The organism is Streptomyces sennicomposti (genome assembly GCF_019890635.1).
Lineage (GTDB): Bacteria > Actinomycetota > Actinomycetes > Streptomycetales > Streptomycetaceae > Streptomyces > Streptomyces sennicomposti.
Window position 1 is genome coordinate 71,260 of sequence record NZ_JAIOAB010000026.1, and the last position, 19,022, is coordinate 90,281.

Consider the following 19,022-nt stretch of genomic DNA (forward strand, 5'->3'; position numbering starts at 1 on the left):
CGAGAAGACCCGAGAAGCCCCGAGAAAAGAGAATTCGTGCCGCTGCTCGACACCCGCGTCCCCGCAGTAGTGCTGCGGATCGACCGGAACCCCTTTCACCACGGAACGCTCGGCGCCGTGCGCTCCCTCGGCCGGGCGGGAGTGGAGGTGCACGTCGTCGCCGACACGGCGGGAAGCCCCGTCCACCGGTCGCGTTTCGTCCACCGCGCGCACACCCCGCCGCCGGACGCCTCCCCCGACGCCGTCCGCGCCGTGCTCCAGCAGGTGGCCGGCCGGATCGGACGGCCCGCCGTGCTGGTCCCGATGGACGACGCGAGCGCCATCGCCGCGGCCCGGACGCGCGACGGTCTCGCCGCCTCCTATCTGCTGCCCGAACTGCCGGGCGCGCTGGCCGAACGCGTCGCCGACAAGGCGGAACTGGCCGCCGTGTGCGCCGCCGCCGACGTCCCGCACCCGCTGACGCTCATCCCGGACAGCGCGGCGCGGGCCGCCGCCGACGTACGGCGGCTCGGCCTTCCGGCGGTGGCCAAGTGGAGCCGCCCCTGGCTGCTGCCGGCCGGCAGCGGTCTGCGCAGCACGGTGCTGGTGCGCTCCGAGCGACAGGCCCGCGAGCTGTATCTGCGCACCGAGGAGGCGAGCAGCCGGCTGCTGCTCCAGGCGTATCTGCCGCCGGGCCAGGACCGGGACTGGTTCTTCCACGGCTACGCCGACCGCTCCGGCGCGGTGCGCGCGGGCGGCCCCGGCCGCAAGCAGTCGGCCTGGCCGCGCGGCGCGGGGCTGACCGCGGTGGGCCGCTGGACGCCCAACCCGCAGCTCCGGGAGCTGACCGAGCGGCTCGTCGGCGAGCTGGGCTACCGGGGCGTCCTCGATCTGGACTTCCGCCGCTGCGGGGTGACGGGCCGTTACCACCTGCTCGACTTCAACCCCCGCCCCGGCGCGCAGTTCCGGCTGTTCGAGGACGGCGCGGGAGTGGACGTCGTACGCGCCCTGCACCTGGACCTGACGGGGCGTCCGGTGCCGGACGCGCTGCCCCGGTCCGGGCGGGAGTTCGTGGTGGAGAACTACGCGCCGCTGGCCGCGCTGCGGGCGGCCCCGACCGGGCGCGAACTGGCCTGGTACGCGCCGGACGACCGGATGCCCGGGTGGGCGATGTGCGGTCTGTGGGGCCGGCACGTCTCCCGGCGGCTGGGGCAGCGGCTGCGGGCGACGGCGGCCGGTGCGGCGGGGCCGCGGCGGGCCGCCGCGGCCGGTCCCGGGGCGACGTCCGCCACGGGTCCCGGCGCGGACCCCGCGGCGGGTTCCGGGACGGACTCCGCGGCGGGTTCCGCGACGGACTCCGCGGCGGTTCCCGGGGGGCGGCCGTCCTCCGGGCCGCCCGTCCCGACGCCCGGGTCGTCCCCGTCGTCCCTGCCCTTCCTCCACTCCCCCGGCTCCGGGACCTCCGGGCCATCCGGGTCCGCCGTGGTTTCCGTGTCCTCCGGGACCTCCGTGACCGACAACGAGAAAGCGAGCAGTCGATGAAGTACGACCTTGTGGTGGTGGGCGCGGGCCCGTACGGCCTCTCGATCGCCTCCCACGCCGCGGCCGCCGGGCTGAACCTGCGCGTGTTCGGCCGGCCCATGGCGTCCTGGCGCGATCACATGCCGCGCGGCATGCTCCTGAAGTCGGAGCCGTGGGCGTCGAACCTGTCCGATCCGGCGGGCCGCTGGCGGCTGGACGCGTACTGCGCCGAGCGCGGGATGGCGGCCCGGCACGCCGAGCCGATGCCGGTGGAGACGTTCGCGGCGTACGGGCTGTGGTTCGCGCGCAACGCCGTGCCGGGTGTGGACGAGCGCACGGTGGTGCGGATCTCCTCCGGTCCCGGCGGGTTCACGGTGGTCACCGAGGACGGGCAGGCGGTGCAGGCGCGGACGGTGGCGCTGGCGGTCGGCGTGATGCCGTTCGTGGAGGTGCCGCCGGTGCTGCGCGCGCTGCGGCCCTCGCTGGTGACGCACAGCAGCGACCACAGCGACCTGACCCGCTTCCGGGGGATGGACGTCACGGTGGTCGGCGGCGGGCAGGCGGCCCTGGAGACGGCGGCGCTGCTGGCCGAGCAGGGCTCGCGCGCCCGGGTGCTGGCGCGGGCCGGACAGCTGCGCTGGAACGATCTGCCGCCGGTGCTGGAGCGGCCCTGGTGGCAGTCGGTGCGCTCGCCGCACAGCGGGCTGGGTCCCGGCTGGCGCAACTGGTTCTACTCCGAGCGCCCGAACCTCTTCCGGCGGCTGCCGGAGCCGACCCGGGCGCGGATCGCGGCCAGCGCGCTGGGACCGGCGGGCGCCTGGTGGGTGCGGGACCGGGTGGAGCGGGCGGTGGAGCTGCTGCCGGGCCACGAGATCGCCTCGGCCCGGGCGGCGGGCGGCGGCCTGCGGCTGGAGACGGTGCGCTTGGACGGCACGGTGTGCACGGTGGAGACCGAGCATGTGATCGCGGCGACCGGGTTCCGGACGAGCTGCGACCGGTTCGGGATGCTCGCCGCCGAGCTGCGCGGGACGCTGGCCGCGCTGCCGGACGGCTCCCCTGAGGTGGGGCACGACTTCGAGTCCTCCCACCCCGGGCTGTTCCTCGCCGGGCTGGTGACCGCGTCGGGCTTTGGTCCGGCGATGCGGTTCGTGCAGGGCGCGACGTTCACGGCGTCGGCGCTGGTGCGGGGGGTGCGGCGGCGGCTGCGGACGGCGCCGGCGACCGTGATGGTGCCCGGGCCGGGCGGCAGCCGCACCGCGGCCCCGTCGCCGGTGCGCCACTGACGCCCCCGCCGGGCGCGCTCCGGTGAGCCCCGCCCCGGCCGAGCCGTCTCCCGTACGGCTCGGCCGGGGCGGGGCGCGGTAATGAGAAAGGGTCACCCGAGTACGCGGGGCGTACTCGGGTGACCCTCATGTCGCGGCCGGACGCCGCACCGGAGCCGCCCCCGCGGGGGCGGCGGTCCGGCGGGACTGCCGGCTAGCGGACCGCCGCGGCGCGACCGCGGCGGTACAGCATCGCGCCGCCCGCGATCAGCGCCACGCTCACCGCGCCGGCCGCCAGCGTCTCCTTGCCGCCACCGGTCTCGGCGAGCTGCGGCGGCTCGTGCGGGACGACGGCCGGCGGGGTGTACCGGACCGGCGGCGCGGGCTTCGGCGTCTCGGCGCGCGGGGGCGCCGGGGTGGGCTTGGCCGGCGGGGTCGTCTCGGGGCCGTTCTCGCAGGTGTTGCCGAACGAGCTGTTGAGCGCGGCGACACCGTTGACGGTGTTGCCGCAGACGTTCGCCTCCACCTCGACCGGGACCTGCACGGTGTTGCCGGACAGGACGCCGGGCGAGTCGCTGCTGGTGCCGTTGGCCGTGGAGTCGGCGAAGGCGGAGGTGCCGGACAGGGACAGAATGCCCGTGGCGGCGGCGGCCGCCGCGAACACTCCCCTGCTCAGGGTCTGTCGCAATGTGGTGTCTTCCTGTGTGAAGAATGGGGAGAGCCGGCCCTGGAACCGGGAGACCGAGTTCTCGTAGCGCCGCATGCCCTACTGCTTCTTCAACCCGACACCGGGGAATTGGTGGCGCAAGTTCACCCGATTGGACCGCGTGACCGGCGTCGGCCTGACCACCGGCCCCGGGGCTTCAGGACACCACGTCCTTGCGGGCGAACCCGCGGAACGCCAGGGCGAAGAACACCAGTGCGTAGGTGACGGAGATCGCCGTGCCCTGGATCATCCCGGACCACTGCGGGTGCGGCTGTACGGCGTCGGCCCAGGCGAACTGCCAGTGCGCGGGCAGGAAGTGCCGCCAGTGGCCCAGGGCGGTGACGGCGTCCAGCACGTTGCCCACGATGGTCAGGCCGACCGCGCCGCCCACCGCGCCCAGCGGCGCGTCCGTCTTCGTTGACAGCCAGAACGCCAGCGCGGCGGTGACCAGCTGGGAGACGAAGAGGTACGCCACGACCACCACAAGCCGCCCGGCGGCGGTGCCCGGGTCGAGCGCGCCGCCGGTGGGGATGCGCAGCGGCCCCCAGCCGTAGGCGGCGGTGCCGACGGCGAGCGCCACCACCGGCAGCAGCACCATCGCGGCCAGGCTCAGCCCGAGCCCGACGGCCAGCTTGGACCACAGCAGCCGGGCCCGGGGCACGGGCGCGGCGAGCAGATAGCGCAGCGAGGACCAGCTCGCCTCGGAGGCGACGGTGTCCCCGCAGAACAGCGCGACCGGGATCACCAGCAGGAAGCCCGCCGAGACGAACAGGTTGACGGCGGCGAAGTTGGCGCCGGAGGCGGTGGCCGTGTCCATCAGCGTGACCTGGTTGTTGCGGCCGCCGGGGTCGCCGCCGATGGCGAAGGCGGCGACCAGCACGAAGGGCAGCGCGGCCAGGATGCCGCCCATGATCAGGGTGCGGCGGCGCCCCAGCTGGCGGGCCAGTTCGACGCGCAGGGGCAGGGTGCGGCCCGCGCGGTAGCCGGAGGCGGCCTCCACGGGCTCGGTGAGCGTGCTCACGCGGAACCTCCGATCAGGGTGAGGAAGGCGTCCTCCAGGCGGCGGTGCGGGCCGACGGAGGCGACGGGCACGTCGAGCCGCACCAGCTCGGCGACCAGGGCCTGCGGGGTGCCGCCGGGTTCCAGGCGGACCAGGAGGCCGTCCTCGGTGCGGACCGCGGAGGCGACGCCGGGCAGCGCGGCCACCTTCTCCGCCACGGGCTCCTCGACGGGTGTGGCGGTGCCGACGAGCAGGGTGTCCCCGGAGCCGATGATGTCGCGCACGGGACCGGCCTGCACCAGCCGGCCGCGGTCCATGACGACGAGGTGGGTGCAGGACTGCTCGACCTCGGCCAGCAGATGACTGGAGACGATCACGGTGCGGCCGCCGGCCGCGTAGCGGATCATCACCTCGCGCATCTCGCGGATCTGCGGCGGGTCGAGGCCGTTGGTCGGCTCGTCCAGGATGAGCAGGTCGGGCAGGCCGAGCATGGCCTGGGCGATGGCCAGGCGCTGGCGCATGCCCTGCGAGTAGGTGCGCACGGCGCGGGCGAGGGCCTCGCCGAGACCGGCGATCTCCAGGGCCTCGTCGAGGTGGGCGTCCTCGGGCGGCCGTCCGGTGGCCCGCCAGTACAGCTCCAGGTTCTCCCGGCCGGACAGGTGGGGCAGGAAGCCGGCGCCCTCGACGAAGGCGCCGACGCGGGAGAGGACGGGCGCGCCGGGCCGGATGGCGTGGCCGAAGACGCGGATCTCGCCCTCGTCGGGCCGGATCAGGCCCATGAGCATGCGCAGGGTGGTGGTCTTGCCCGCGCCGTTGGGTCCGAGCAGGCCGAGGACCTGGCCCTGTTCGACGCGGAAGGACAGGTCGCGGACGGCGTACCGGTCTGTGGACCTGGCGTAGCGCTTGCTCAGGCCGGTGATCTGGAGGGGGACCCCGGCGAGCGCCGGGTCGGGGGCGGGGGCCGTGGTGCGGCGGCGGGCGGTGAGCAGCAGGGCCGCCGCCACGACCGCGCCGGCGGCGGGCAGCCACCACACCCAGGCGGGCAGCGGGGCCGCCGCGGTGGTCACGCCGGGCGCGGTCGGCACGGTCAGGGCGCTCTTGAGGGAGACGGTGTAGGTCGCCGGGGTGGCCGGGGAGGCGTAGGCGAGGTCGGTGGAGGCGAGGACGAGGCGGAGGCGGTGGCCCTTCTGCACCTCGTGGTCGATCGCCGGGAGGGTGAGGGCGACGTCCTTGCCGCTCTTCGCGCCCTCGACGCGCACCGGGTCGACCAGCTGGGCGGGCAGCACCGGCCGCGCCTCGCCGGGCCCGACGTCGTACAGCTTGGCGAAGAGCACCGCGTCGTCGCTGGTGGAGGCGACGTGCACGGTGACGGTCGGGGAGCCGGTGACGCGCAGGTCGCCGCTGACCGGGGCCGAGTCGAACCTGGCGTACTGGCCGGGGAAGTCGAGGGAGACGCCGACGCCGAGCGCGGAGAGCTGGGTGAGCGAGCCGGCGGCGGAGCCGAGGCCGGGCAGGGAGGAGACGGCGGGCGGGCTGGCGCCGGCCGGGTTCTCGAAGCGCTGGGCGCGGCCGGTCAGGGCGACGGTGCGCGGGGTGCTCGCGAGGCCCGGGTAGGCGTCGGCGCTCGCGCCGCGCAGCAGGGCCGCGCCGTCGGTGGAGTCGACGCCTCCGGTGCGGGTGACCCGGAAGGCGGGGCCGGTGTCCGCGGCGCGGTCGCCCTTGAGGTACCGGTCGAACCAGGCCGTCACGCGGCCCTGGACCCGGTCGCTCTCCAGGTCGCCGCCGTCGTGGCCGCCGGAGATCCAGTCGACGTCGACGGGCGCGCCGTTGGCCTTGATCGCTTTTTGCGCCTGGTCGGCCTGGTCGAGCGGGAAGAGCGAGTCGGTCTGGCCCTGCACCAGCAGGGTGGGCACCTTGATGCGGTCGGCGACGGCGGCCGGGGAGCGGGCCTCCAGGAGGGCGCGCGCCTCGGGGTCGGGGCGGCCGGACTCGGCGACGCGCTGGTACATCCGGCACAGCTCGGGTTCGAAGCGGGCGCAGCCGCCGCCGGAGTTGAGGAAGACGCCGGCCCACAGTTTCTTGAAGACGCCGTTCGGGAAGAGGGCGTCGGCGAGGTTCCAGTAGGTGATGGCGGGGGCGATGGCGTCCACGCGCGGGTCGTGTCCGGCGGCGAGCAGGGCGATCGCGCCGCCGTAGGAGGCGCCGGCGACGCCCACGCGCGGGTCGCCGGGCTTGTCGAGCCGGACCTGGGGCTGGCGGGCCAGCCAGTCGATCAGGCGGGAGACGTCGGCGACCTCGCCCTTCGGGTCGTTCAGCCCGATCCTGCCGGTGGACCGGCCGAAGCCGCGCGCCGACCAGGTCAGCACCGCGTACCCGTCGCGGGCGAGGTCCTCGGCCTGCTGCCGTACGTCGTCCTTGCTGCCGCCGAAGCCGTGCCCGAGCAGGACGGCGGGGTGGCGGCCGGAGCCGTCGGGGGTGAAGTACGAGGTGTCCAGGCGCACGCCCGCGCCGGTGGCGATCGTCCGGTCGGCGCGGTGCACGGCGGGCGGGTCGTCGGAGGCGACCGCCGTCCAGGTGCCGGCCCCGGCGAGCACGACGACGGCGGCCCCGGCGGCGAGCCACCGCCGGGGCCGCGTCAGCAGCCTTCGAAGATCCATGCCTCAACGGTACGGGCCGCCGCCGACAACCGATGCAGCCGCGGGGCCGACCCGCGTCCCCTCCTGCGGGAGTACGGCCGCCGGGCGGCGTACCGCGCCCGTGGTAGCAGGGGCGGCGACGGCGGGCCGGACGGGGCGGCGGGCCGGGCGGGGCGGCGGGCCGGGCGGGCGCGGCGAAGGCCCCCACGCGGTGTGGGGGCCTTCGCCGGGCAGGGCGGTCCGGCTTCGGAGGAGTCGCCGGGTTACGCCTGCTCGTCCACGGGGATGGAGACCAGCCAGCGCGTGTCGCGGCGCGGGCGGAGGTAGAAGGCCCAGTAGAGGGTGGCGACGGCGGTGATGCCGCCGGTCCACAGCAGGTAGCCGACCTCCTGCTGGGTGAGGACGTACACCAGGACCACGATCAGCAGGACCGGCACGGCCGGCCACAGCGGCATGCGCCAGGCGGCGGTGTGCTTGTGGTCGCCGCGGCGGCACAGCAGGGCGGCGACCGCGACCAGGATGTACATGCCGGTCACCGAGACGCCGGTGACGCCGTAGAGCGTGTCCAGGTTGACGAAGCAGAGGGCGGCGCCGGGGACGCCGACCGCGAGGGTGGCCACCCACGGGGAGCCGAACCGGCCGAGCTTGGAGAAGACGTTGTTGACGGGGGCGGGCCAGGCCTTGTCGCGGGCGGAGGCGAACAGCACGCGGGAGTTCTGGATGACCATGACGATGCCGGCGTTGATGATGGCCAGGGCCACGCAGAGGCTGACGAAGGTGCCGACCGCGGAGTTGGACCAGGCGGTCACCATCGAGCTGAGGTCGCCGCTGGTCAGCTCCTTCAGGTCGGAGGCGCCCATGGTGATGGCGACGACCGGCACGAGGATGATCACGGAGGAGATGGCGAGGGTGGCCAGCACCGTGCGGGCGACGTTGCGGCGCGGGTTCTCCAGTTCCTCGGAGAGGTAGACCGCGGTCGAGAAGCCCTGGGTGGCGAAGAGGGCGATGGCGAGCCCGGAGATGACGAGCATCGCGGTGACCGGGTCGGTGTGCCCGGCGGAGTCGGCGACCTGCATCGAGACGAGGCTGCCGACGCCGCGCTGGCTGTGAGCGAAGCCCAGCATGGCGACCACGCCGGCCGCGATGACCTCCAGGACCAGGAAGATGCCGGTGATCCAGGCGTTGGCGCGCAGGTCCAGCAGACCGGCGAGGGTGGCCAGGAGCATCACTCCCGCGCCGGTCATCGCCGGGTCGAGGTGGACGATCGGCGCGAGGTAGTCGGCCGTGCCCATCGCGATCACCGGGGGCACGATCATGACGACCAGCAGGGAGAGCACGAAGACCAGCCAGCCCGCCAGCCGCCCGGCCATCGTGGAGACCATGGCGTACTCGCCGCCCGCGCTGGGGATGAGGGTGCCCAGCTCCGAGTAGCAGAACGCCACGGCGATACAGAGCAGCGAGCCGATGGCGATGGTGAGGGCGGTCGCGGTGCCGAGGCTGCCGAACAGATCGGGCACCACCACGAAGAGCGTGGAGGCGGGCGTCACGCACGAGAGCGTGAGGAGCGTGCCGCCGACGACCCCGATGGAGCGCTTGAGCTGCCTGGGGTGGTCCGTGGTCCCCGTGGGACTGCCGGTCGCCTCAGCGACGGCGTTCTCGACAGGGCGGAGCGTGTCGGTCATACGGCGGTTCCGATCGACTCGTGCAACAGGTGATGGGGGCTCGGGAGCGCTATCGCCTCCGGCGGCTTCGCTCGTACGGTCGTCGTCTTTTCGTCCGCTCCCGGCGCCAGCATGGAACCCCGACGAAAACCGTCACGTCAATGGCTGTTTACCTTCGGAATCCGCAGCTGCAACCTGCGGGGTGTGGTCTCGTTTTCGCAGGCTTCGAGGCCGCGCCAGGGCATTCATCAAGCCCCATTGAAGTGTGACCTTGCTTTCGAAGGTGAACCGATGTTCACGCCTCCGCCATCCGTTTCATCCCCTACGCACGGGAATCGCAGGCGGGCGCGCAAAAAAAGTTGCGACCGTCCGGATAACGGACGGCCGTGGCGGAAGACGGCGTCACCCTCGGCTACCGCGGGTAAACCCGCGGCGACGGCGACCATCACCGCCAGGGCGTGACCGCGAGGGCGAGGGGCGAAGGCGACGGGCGACGGGCGACGGGCGACGGGCGACGGGCGACGGGCGACGGGCGACGGGCGACGGTACGGCCGGGACCGCGGCACGCGCGCGTGTGCCCCGCGCCGACGGTCGTCGGGCGGGGCACACGGGCCGTGCCGGGTGCGGGGACGTCAGTGGTTGCGGGGGAAGCCGAGGTCCACGCCGGCCGGGGCCTCGGAGGGGTCGGGCCAGCGGGTGGTGACGACCTTGCCGCGCGTGTAGAAGTGCGTGCCGTCGTTGCCGTAGATGTGGTGGTCGCCGAAGAGCGAGTCCTTCCAGCCGCCGAAGGAGTGGTAGCCCACCGGCACCGGGATCGGCACGTTCACGCCGACCATGCCGGCCTCCACCTCCAGCTGGAAGCGGCGGGCCGCGCCGCCGTCACGGGTGAAGATCGCGGTGCCGTTGCCGAACGGCGAGGCGTTGATGAGGGCCAGCCCCTCCTCGTAGGTGTCCGCGCGCAGCACGCACAGCACCGGGCCGAAGATCTCGTCCTGGTACGCCTTCGCGGTGGTCGGCACCCGGTCGAGCAGGGACAGGCCGATCCAGTGGCCGTCCTCGTAGCCCTCCACGGTGTAGCCGGTGCCGTCCAGGACGACCTCGCAGCCCTCGTCGGCGGCGTTCTTGACGTAGGAGGCGACCTTGTCGCGGTGGGCGGCGGTGATCAGCGGGCCCATCTCGGACGCCGGGTCGTTTCCGGGCCCGATCTTGATCTTCTCGGCGCGCTCGCGGATCTTGTCCACCAGCTCGTCGGCGATCGCGCCGACCGCCACGACGGCCGAGATCGCCATGCAGCGCTCGCCCGCCGAGCCGTACGCCGCCGAGACCGCCGCGTCGGCCGCCGCGTCCAGGTCGGCGTCCGGCAGCACCAGCATGTGGTTCTTGGCGCCGCCCAGCGCCTGCACCCGCTTGCCGTTGGCGGCGGCGGTGGTGTGGATGTAGCGGGCGATCGGGGTGGAGCCGACGAAGGAGACCGCCTTGACGTCGGGGTGCTCCAGGAGGCGGTCCACGGCCACCTTGTCGCCGTGGACGACGTTGAACACTCCGTCGGGCAGCCCGGCTTCGGCCAGCAGCTCGGCGATCCGCATCGACGCCGAGGGGTCTTTCTCGCTCGGCTTCAGCACGAACGTGTTGCCGCAGGCGATGGCGATGGGGAACATCCACATCGGGACCATCGCCGGGAAGTTGAACGGCGTGATGCCGGCGACCACGCCGAGCGGCTGGCGGATCGAGGCCACGTCCACCCGGGTCGCCACCTGCGTGGACAGCTCGCCCTTGAGCTGCACGGTGATGCCGCAGGCCAGGTCGACGATCTCCAGGCCGCGCGCGACCTCGCCGAGGGCGTCGGAGTGCACCTTGCCGTGCTCGGCGGTGATCAGCTCGGCGATCTCGTCGCGGTGGGCGTCCAGCAGCGCGCGGAACTTGAACAGGATCGAGGTGCGCTGCGCCAGCGAGGACTGGCCCCAGGCGGTGTACGCGTCCTGGGCGGCGGCCACCGCCGCGTCCACCTCGTCGACCGAGGCGAAGGCCACCTTGGTGGTGACCGCGCCGGTCGCCGGGTCCGTCACCGGCCCGTACGTCCCCGAGGCGCCTTCGACGGTCTTCCCGCCGATCCAGTGGTTGACGATCTTCGTCATGCCCGGTAACTCCTTCACAGATGGCGGCGACGGGTCGAGACGTGCCGTTCGTGCAGCTCACGTGCCCGGATCGCGACCTCCTGGACCACGACCCCGGTCACGTATCCATCCCACCAGGACCGTGCGGCGGGCGCGCCCGACACTGTGTCTGCGGTTTCGGCGTCGCTGTAGACACATGAGGGAGTGTCCGCCGGGGGGCGATGCGGGGGCGGGAGGGGGCGTGCGCGTGTCGGGGGCGTGCGGGGGGCGCGGGGTCGGGGCGCGGTGAGCCGGGCGTACGCGGGGGGCGGGTGCGGCGGCGCCGGTGGGACGGGGGCTCGCGGTGGGGCGGGTGCGCCGGGCGGGGCGGGTGCGGCGGCGCCGGTAGGACCGGGCTCGCGGTGGGGCGGGTGCGGGACCTCCGGCGCGGGGCCGTAGCGGGCGGGGAGTCGGCGCTCGCACTTCGCTCCTGCCAGGGCGAAGCGGCCTCCCACGCCGGAGGCGATCGGTGGCCGGGCGGCGCCGAGCGCCTTGGTGCGTCGGCTCAACGTGCGCTCACCGCCCGGGGTTTGGAACTCCGCGTGCTCCGTGCGTCATGTACCTGCACCGTACAACCGCCCGCTCGCCGACGGCGTGCTCCACTCGCCGATGCGGGCGGCGAACGTATGTATGTGTGGCTCTCCCGGTTCTAGTGCGGGCGCGTCGGCCCTGTCAATGGATTGTCCGGACATTCGGACGACCGAGGCTCCGGTGACACCGTTACGCAACTCTCCTGTCACAGATGTCTCAGTTGTGCGGCCTCCGCGTCACACCCGCGCGACGGACCATGCCACCGCCCGGACCGGTTCGTTCGCCGGGCACTGGGAGGTACACGCACATGACCGACCGAAGGCTCTGGTCGTACAAGGAGATCGCCGCGCACATCCGGGTCCAGCCGGACACCGTGCGGTCGTACCGCAAGCACGGGCTGCTGCCGCCGCCGGACCATGTGGAGGGCGGTCGCCCCTACTGGTACGCCGACACCGTCCGCGCCTGGGTCGCCGCGCGGCCCGGCAACCGGGGACGGAGAGGCGGGTGAGGGTGCGGCGAGTCCGGTACGGCGATCAGCTCCACGGCTCGACGACGGTGACCCCGGCGCCGGGCGCCCTGCCCATCGCCGCGAGCGCGTCGGGCGCCGCCGCCAGCGGGGCGGTGGAGGTCACCAGCAGGTCGGGGCGCAGGGCGCCCGCCGCGACCAGGCGCAGCAGCTCCGGGTAGGCGTGCGCGGCCATGCCGTGGCTGCCGAGGATCTCCAGCTCCAGGGCGATGGCGCGGGCCATCGGTACCGGCGTCGTACCGGTCGCGGAGGGCAGCAGGCCGACCTGGACGTGCCGGCCGCGGCGGCGCAGGCCGTTCACGGAGGCGGCGCAGGTGGCGGGCGAGCCGAGCGCGTCCAGGGAGAGGTGGGCGCCACCGCCGGTCGCCTCGCGGACCGCCGCGGCGGTGTCGGGGGCTGGGGGAGCTGGGGTGGTGGGGACTGGGGCGGTGGGGGCTTGGGTCGTGGGGTCCGGTGCTGCGGTGTCCGAGGCCGTGGGGTCCGGTGCCGCGGGGGCTGCGGTCGTGGGGGCCGGGGCCGTGGGGGCCGGGGCCGTGGGGTCCGGTGTCGCCGACGCGTCGATGCACCGGGTCGCGCCGAAGCGTTCGGCCAGCTCCAGCGCCTTCGGCGACACGTCCACCGCGACGACCCGCGCGCCGGCGGCCGCCGCGATCATCACCGCGGACAGGCCGACGCCGCCGCAGCCGTGCACGGCGACCCACTCGCCGGCCGCGACCCTGCCCTGCTGGACCACCGCGCGGTAGGCGGTGGCGAACCGGCAGCCGAGGGAGGCGGCGGTCGCGAAGGAGAGGTCGGCGGGGACGGCGACGAGGTTGACGTCGGCGTGGTCGAGCGCGACGTACTGGGCGAAGGAGCCCCAGTGCGTGAAGCCGGGCTGGGTCTGCCGTTCGCACACCTGCTGGTCGCCGGCCGCGCACGCCGGGCAGGCGCCGCAGGCGCAGACGAACGGTGCGGTGACGCGGTCGCCGGGGCGCCAGCGGGTGACTCGGGGGCCGACCTCTTCCACGACGCCGGCGAGTTCGTGGCCGGGGACGTGCGGGAGGGTGACGTCCGGGTCATGGCCCTGCCAGGCGTGCCAGTCGCTGCGGCACAGGCCGGTCGCCTCGACGCGGACGACCACGCCGTGGTCGGCGGGGTGGGGGCGCGGTACGTCGCGCACCTCGGCCGGTTCTCCGAACCGCTCGAACACCACCGCGCGCATGGCCGCCACCTCGGCTTTCCGTCGTGCCGTCGCTCCCCCGGGGTTCGGGGGGCGTCTTCCGGGAGGGAACGCTAGCGCGACGGCCGGCCAGGGGTTTCGCCCCCGCCGCCCCTACCCATTCCCATCCCCCAGGGGCTCCGCCCCCGGACCCCCGTGATCGGCCTGAACGGCCTCGTCCTCAAACGCCGGACGGGCTGCCGGTGGCGGCCTCCGGCCCGGGCACTGGGGGGCTGGCAGGCGGGGTGGGCGGGCAAAGACTCCGCCCCCAGACCTCCGCCATCGGCCTGGACGGCCTCCCCCTCGAACGCCGGACAGGCTGCCGGTGGCGGCCCCCGGCCCGGGCACTGGGGGGCCGGCAGGCGGGGTGGGCGGGCGGAAGCTGCGGCCTCCGGCCCCGCCATCGGCCTGGACGGCCTCGTCCTCAAGCGCCGGACGGGCTGCTGATCGCGGCCTTCAGTCTCAGGTGCCGAGTGGCTGTCGGTGGCGGACTCCGTTCCGGCGGCGGCCCCAGGCGACGGTCCGGCTTCGTACTCGTGTGCGGTCCCGGTATGCCGCAGGCGGGTCTTCTCGGGGTGGGGTGTGCCCCGTGCGACGCTGCTCGCGCCACCGCGGGGTGGCCGGACACTGCCGGGAAGGTGCCGGGGCACCGTTCCCCCGGCGCCTTCCCCTCCGCCCCGCGCCCACCCTCCGCTTCTTTGCCTGATACCCCCTAGGGGTATAGTCTGGGTGATGTGAGCCCCCGTGGGCCACGTCGACCCCACACGTCACGACGAGGAGAGCGTTATGACCGCCCAGACCGAGACCCCGGAGACCGTCACCACCGTCTACAAGGTGAGCGGCATGAGCTGTGGACACTGCGAGGGCTCCGTCTCCGCGGAGATCTCCGAGCTGCCCGGCGTCAGCTCGGTGAAGGCCGTCGCCTCCACCGGCGAGGTCACCGTCGTCTCCGCCGCCCCGCTCGAGGACGAGGCGGTGCGCGCGGCCGTGGACGAGGCCGGCTTCGAGCTGGTCGGCCGCGCCTGAGGCGCGGCGCGCCCCGGGCGGCCCGCACCGCGCCCCGGCCAAGAGGCACCTCTCGACACCGGGCCGTATCGACCAGCTGATACTGGCTCCGTACGGCCCGGTCCGTCATCTGGAGTACGGACATGACCAGTACCACCACCAGCGGCAGCAGCAGCACGGCGACAGCCTCGGGCCCCGCCCCGCAGACCTCCGAGGTCGAACTGCTCATCGGCGGGATGACCTGCGCCTCCTGCGCGGCCCGCGTCGAGAAGAAGCTCAACCGGATGGACGGCGTCACCGCCACGGTGAACTTCGCCACCGAGAAGGCGAAGGTCGCCTACCCCCCGGGCGTACAGGTCGCCGATCTGATCGCCACCGTGGTGAAGACGGGCTACACCGCCGAGGAACCGCCCCCGCCCGCCCCCGAGCCCGCGAGCGCCGGCATACCGGGCGAGGCGGCGCCCGCCTCGGACACCTCGGACGCCTCCGACCCCGAACTCGCCTCGCTGCGCCAGCGCCTGATCGTCTCCGCGCTGCTGGCCGTCCCGGTGATCCTGCTCTCCATGGTCCCGGCCCTCCAGCTCGACAACTGGCAGTGGCTCGCGCTGACGCTGGCCGCGCCGGTCGTCGTCTGGGGCGCGCTGCCCTTCCACCGGGCCGCCCTCACCAACGCACGGCACGGCGCGGCCACCATGGACACCCTCGTCTCGGTCGGCACCCTCGCCGCCTTCGGCTGGTCGCTGTGGGCGCTGTTCCTCGGCGACGCGGGCATGCCCGGCATGCGTGACGAGTTCCGTCTCACCGTCTCGCGGATGGACGCCGCCTCCACGATCTATCTGGAGGTCGCCTCCGGCGTGGTGGCCTTCATCCTGCTGGGCCGCTATCTGGAGGCCCGCTCCAAGCGGCGGGCGGGCGCGGCGCTGCGCGCGCTGCTGGAGCTGGGCGCCAAGGACGTGGCGGTGCTGCGGGACGGGCGCGAGGCGCGGATCCCGGTGTCCGCGCTGGCCGTGGGCGACCGGTTCGTCGTCCGGCCCGGCGAGAAGGTCGCCACCGACGGCACGGTCGTCGAGGGCGCCTCGGCGCTCGACGCCTCGATGCTGACCGGCGAGTCCGTGCCGGTGGACGTGAGCGTGGGCGACGCGGTCACCGGCGCCACCGTCAACGCGGGCGGCCGGCTGGTGGTCGAGGCCACCCGGGTCGGCGCCGACACCCAGCTCGCCCGGATGGCGAAGCTGGTGGAGGACGCGCAGAACGGCAAGGCGCAGGTGCAGCGCCTTGCCGACCGGATCTCGGCCGTGTTCGTGCCGGTGGTCCTGGTGATCGCGGTCGGCACGCTGCTGACCTGGCTGCTGACCACCGGCGACGTGACGGCCGCGTTCACCGCCGCCGTGGCGGTGCTGATCATCGCCTGCCCGTGCGCGCTGGGCCTCGCCACGCCGACCGCGCTGATGGTCGGCACCGGCCGGGGCGCGCAGCTCGGCATCCTCATCAAGGGCCCCGAGGTCCTGGAGTCCACCCGCCGCGTCGACACCGTCGTCCTGGACAAGACGGGCACCGTCACCACCGGCCGGATGACCCTCCAGGAGGTGTACGCGGCCGAGGGCGCCGACGAGAAGGAGCTGCTGCGGCTCGCGGGCGCCCTGGAGCACGCCTCCGAGCACCCGGTCGCCCGCGCGATCGCGGCCGGCGCCGAGGAGCGGGTCGGCGCGCTGCCGGGGGTCGAGCAGTTCGAGAACGTCCCCGGGCGGGGCGTACGCGGGCGCGTGGAGGGCCGCGAGGTCGCCGTCGGCCGGCTGTTCGAGGAGCTGCCCGAGGACGTGGCGCGGGCCCGCCGGAAGGCCGAGGCGGCGGGCCGTACGGCCGTCGTGGTCGGCTGGGACGGTGCGGCGCGGGGCGTCGTCGCCGTGGCGGACGCGGTCAAGGAGACCAGCGCCGAGGCCGTACGGCAGCTTCGGGCGCTGGGGCTGCGGCCGGTGCTGCTGACGGGTGACAACCGGGCGGTCGCCGAGTCGGTGGCCCGCGCGGTCGGGATCGCCGCGGACGACGTGATCGCCGAGGTGCTGCCCGAGGACAAGGTCGCGGCCGTGGAGCGGCTGAAGGCCGAGGGCCGTACGGTCGCGATGGTCGGCGACGGCGTCAACGACGCGGCCGCGCTCGCCACCGCCGATCTGGGGCTGGCGATGGGCACGGGCACGGACGCGGCGATCGAGGCCGGCGATCTGACGCTGGTGCGCGGGGACCTACGGGTGGCGGCAGACGCCATCCGGCTGTCGCGGCGGACGCTCGCCACGATCAAGGGCAATCTTGTGTGGGCCTTCGGCTACAACGTGGCCGCGCTGCCGCTGGCCGCCGCCGGGCTGCTCAACCCGATGATCGCGGGGGCGGCGATGGCGTTCTCCTCGGTGTTCGTGGTGACCAACAGCCTCCGGCTGCGCACCTTCCGCTGACGGAAGCGGCCGACGGAAGTAGCCGAACGGAAGTAAGAGTCCCCCTAGAGACATGAGCGAGCCTCACATAAGCTCTTCACAAGGCTCGCGCATCTTCCTTACGCTTGGGTCTCGATCGCCATAACCGGTCTCTTGCGTACCTAAGGGGACATATGCAAGAGACACAGATCACAGTGATGTGAAGGTAACCATCGAAGGGGTTCGAAGGTCTAAGTTTGGCGATGTCAGGAAGCGTCTTGGGGGGCGCGGACTGACAGTCCGGGGATGTCTTGGGGGACTTTCCTGGAGAAATGCGTCGCCGGGGCACGTACACACCGGGAAGCTTTGAGCGGCCCTCCCGGAGGTGCGCTGTCCCGGCAGATCGCACAGCAGTAGGCAGTACAGGAGTACGGCGGGTTCGGCTCGTCTGCTCACAGCGGTTCAGGCGCTGGTCTCACAGACGCCCGGCCGGATCCCGTGGGGGGAATCCGCACCGGGACATGGGAAGGCGCCCTGGCCGTCGGCCCGTGGGGGGACCGGCGCACCGGGGCGCCTTCCGCTTTCCTCGAACTCCAGTACGCACAGAGAGCCTCCTGTCCGTACAAGGCAACCTCCTGTCCGTACAAGGCGACCTCCTGTACGGACGGGCGACAGCCTTCCGTACACGCACGCACAAGGCCCCGCACCCGCCGGGCGGCGGACACGGGGCCTCGGGAAGCCGTCACAGCCAGGGCCAGGGCCCCGGGCGCGCGGGCGCTGAGCCCGTCAGCGCTCCTCGACCGGGACGAAGTCGCGCTCGACCACGCCGGTGTAGATCTGGCGCGGGCGGCCGATGCGGGAGCCCGGCTCCTTGATCATCTCGTGCCACTGGGCGATCCAGCCCGGCAGCCGGCCGAGGGCGAACAGGACCGTGAACATCTCGGTCGGGAAGCCCATGGCCCGGTAGATCAGACCGGTGTAGAAGTCGACGTTCGGGTAGAGCTTGCGCTCGACGAAGTAGTCGTCGGAGAGCGCGTGCTCCTCCAGCTTCAGGGCGATGTCGAGGAGCTCGTCCTCCTTGCCCAGCGCGGAGAGCACGTCGTGCGCGGCGGCCTTGATGATCTTGGCGCGCGGGTCGAAGTTCTTGTAGACCCGGTGGCCGAAGCCCATCAGGCGGACGCCGTCCTCCTTGTTCTTCACCTTGCGGATGAAGGTGTCGACGTCGTTGCCCGAGTCGCGGATGCCTTCCAGCATCTCCAGCACCGACTGGTTGGCGCCGCCGTGCAGCGGGCCCCACAGGGCGTTGATGCCGGCCGAGATCGACGCGAACATGTTGGCCTGGGAGGAGCCGACCAGGCGGACCGTGGAGGTCGAACAGTTCTGCTCGTGGTCCGCGTGCAGGATGAGCAGCTTGTCCAGCGCCGAGACGACGACCGGGTCCAGCTCGAACTCCTGGGCGGGGACCGAGAAGGTCATGCGCAGGAAGTTCTCGACGTAACCGAGGTCGTTGCGCGGGTAGACGAACGGGTGACCGATCGACTTCTTGTACGCGTACGCCGCGATCGTCGGAAGCTTGGCGAGCAGGCGGATGGTGGAGAGGTTGCGCTGCTTCTCGTCGAACGGGTTGTGGCTGTCCTGGTAGAAGGTGGACAGCGCCGAGACCACCGAGGACAGCATCGCCATCGGGTGGGCGTCGCGCGGGAAGCCCTTGTAGAAGTTCTTGACGTCCTCGTGCAGCAGGGTGTGCTGCGTGATCTCGTTCTTGAACGTGGTCAGCTCGTCGACGGTCGGCAGCTCACCGTTGATCAGCAGGTAGGCCACCTCCAGGAAGGTGGAGCGCTCGGCCAGCTGCTCGATGGGGTAGCCGCGGTACCGGAGGATGCCCTGCTCGCCGTCGAGATAGGTGACGGCGGATTTGTAGGCGGCGGTGTTGCCGTAGCCGCTGTCCAGAGTCACCAGACCGGTCTGGGCGCGCAGCTTCCCGATGTCGAAGCCCTTGTCGCCGACGGTGCTGTCGATCACCGGGTAGGTGTACTCGTTGCCGTCGTACCGCAGTACTACAGAGTTGTCGCTCACGTCTTCCCTCACCGACGTAGTGCCTCATCTTCGAGGTGCCCTGACTGTCTCTACCATCCCCCATTTGGCTCAGGAGAGTGCACTCGGGGTCGACCATTGGGCCTATCGGCGGCACTCAGTGCCGTCAACCTGCTCATCCTGCCCCCTCCGCCCGGTCACCGGAAGTGCTGTGTGACCTTTGCGACTCGTTTGATCGATCATCTTTCGTGATAGCGGGCGGGGGCGGCGGGATGCGGGTCCGGTTGATGCATGTTAGGTGCTCTTGGGCGGTTTCAGGAGGGGCAGGGGGTCTTGCGGCGGGGCAGGGGTCCTGAGAAGGGGCGGGGGTCTTGCGGAGAGGCGGCCGTCTTCCGTCCTGAAGGG

12 protein-coding genes are annotated in these 19,022 nt (G+C 73.3%); 5 read left to right on the top strand and 7 right to left on the bottom strand.

Going from position 1 to position 19,022, the window contains the following annotated elements; genetic code table 11:
* Positions 1-36: 36 nt before the first annotated feature.
* Positions 37-1,521 carry a carboxylate--amine ligase gene (locus K7787_RS16840; protein WP_308036374.1) on the top strand — a complete coding sequence of 495 codons (1,485 nt, stop codon included), beginning with the start codon at positions 37-39 and terminating at the stop codon, positions 1,519-1,521.
* A complete protein-coding gene (locus K7787_RS16845) occupies positions 1,518-2,783 on the top strand; it encodes an NAD(P)-binding domain-containing protein (protein ID WP_164393085.1) in 1,266 nt (421 codons plus the stop codon). Before K7787_RS16840 ends, K7787_RS16845 begins: the two co-directional genes overlap by 4 nt.
* 193 nt (positions 2,784-2,976) lie before the next feature.
* Here the strand turns inward: K7787_RS16845 and K7787_RS16850 are convergent, their stop codons facing one another.
* The 5 genes from K7787_RS16850 to mmsA form a co-directional block, all read right to left on the bottom strand.
* Positions 2,977-3,450, bottom strand: coding sequence for a chaplin (locus K7787_RS16850; protein ID WP_009188682.1), 474 nt, complete (start codon positions 3,448-3,450; stop codon positions 2,977-2,979).
* A 175-nt stretch (positions 3,451-3,625) separates the two neighbouring features.
* Positions 3,626-4,489: an ABC transporter permease gene (locus K7787_RS16855; protein WP_223001905.1), complete on the bottom strand. Its 864-nt coding sequence runs from the start codon at positions 4,487-4,489 to the stop codon at positions 3,626-3,628.
* Positions 4,486-7,125, bottom strand: a complete 2,640-nt coding sequence (locus tag K7787_RS16860) for a CocE/NonD family hydrolase (RefSeq protein WP_223001906.1) — start codon at positions 7,123-7,125, stop codon at positions 4,486-4,488. Before K7787_RS16860 ends, K7787_RS16855 begins: the two co-directional genes overlap by 4 nt.
* Before the next feature lie 242 nt (positions 7,126-7,367).
* Positions 7,368-8,786, bottom strand: a complete 1,419-nt coding sequence (locus K7787_RS16865) for an APC family permease (protein WP_009188685.1) — start codon at positions 8,784-8,786, stop codon at positions 7,368-7,370.
* A gap of 611 nt (positions 8,787-9,397) precedes the next feature.
* A complete protein-coding gene (mmsA, locus tag K7787_RS16870) occupies positions 9,398-10,900 on the bottom strand; it encodes a CoA-acylating methylmalonate-semialdehyde dehydrogenase (protein ID WP_223001907.1) in 1,503 nt (500 codons plus the stop codon).
* Positions 10,901-11,756: 856 nt separating this feature from the next.
* On the opposite strand from mmsA, the gene K7787_RS16875 reads away from it, so the two are divergent.
* Entirely contained in the window at positions 11,757-11,957 is a 201-nt protein-coding gene (locus tag K7787_RS16875) for a helix-turn-helix transcriptional regulator (RefSeq protein WP_019980480.1), read from the top strand.
* A 25-nt stretch (positions 11,958-11,982) separates the two neighbouring features.
* On the opposite strand, the gene K7787_RS16880 is transcribed toward K7787_RS16875, so the two are convergent.
* On the bottom strand, positions 11,983-13,176 hold the full coding sequence (locus K7787_RS16880; RefSeq protein ID WP_247720969.1) for an alcohol dehydrogenase catalytic domain-containing protein: 1,194 nt from the start codon (positions 13,174-13,176) through the stop codon (positions 11,983-11,985).
* A 783-nt stretch (positions 13,177-13,959) separates the two neighbouring features.
* Here K7787_RS16880 and K7787_RS16885 point away from each other — a divergent pair.
* On the top strand, positions 13,960-14,199 hold the full coding sequence (locus tag K7787_RS16885; protein WP_043260851.1) for a heavy-metal-associated domain-containing protein: 240 nt from the start codon (positions 13,960-13,962) through the stop codon (positions 14,197-14,199).
* A 122-nt stretch (positions 14,200-14,321) separates the two neighbouring features.
* On the top strand, positions 14,322-16,625 hold the full coding sequence (locus K7787_RS16890; RefSeq protein ID WP_223001908.1) for a heavy metal translocating P-type ATPase: 2,304 nt from the start codon (positions 14,322-14,324) through the stop codon (positions 16,623-16,625).
* Between the two features lie 744 nt (positions 16,626-17,369).
* Here K7787_RS16890 and K7787_RS16895 read toward each other — a convergent pair.
* Entirely contained in the window at positions 17,370-18,659 is a 1,290-nt protein-coding gene (locus tag K7787_RS16895) for a citrate synthase (RefSeq protein WP_009188691.1), read from the bottom strand.
* Positions 18,660-19,022 lie beyond the last annotated feature (363 nt).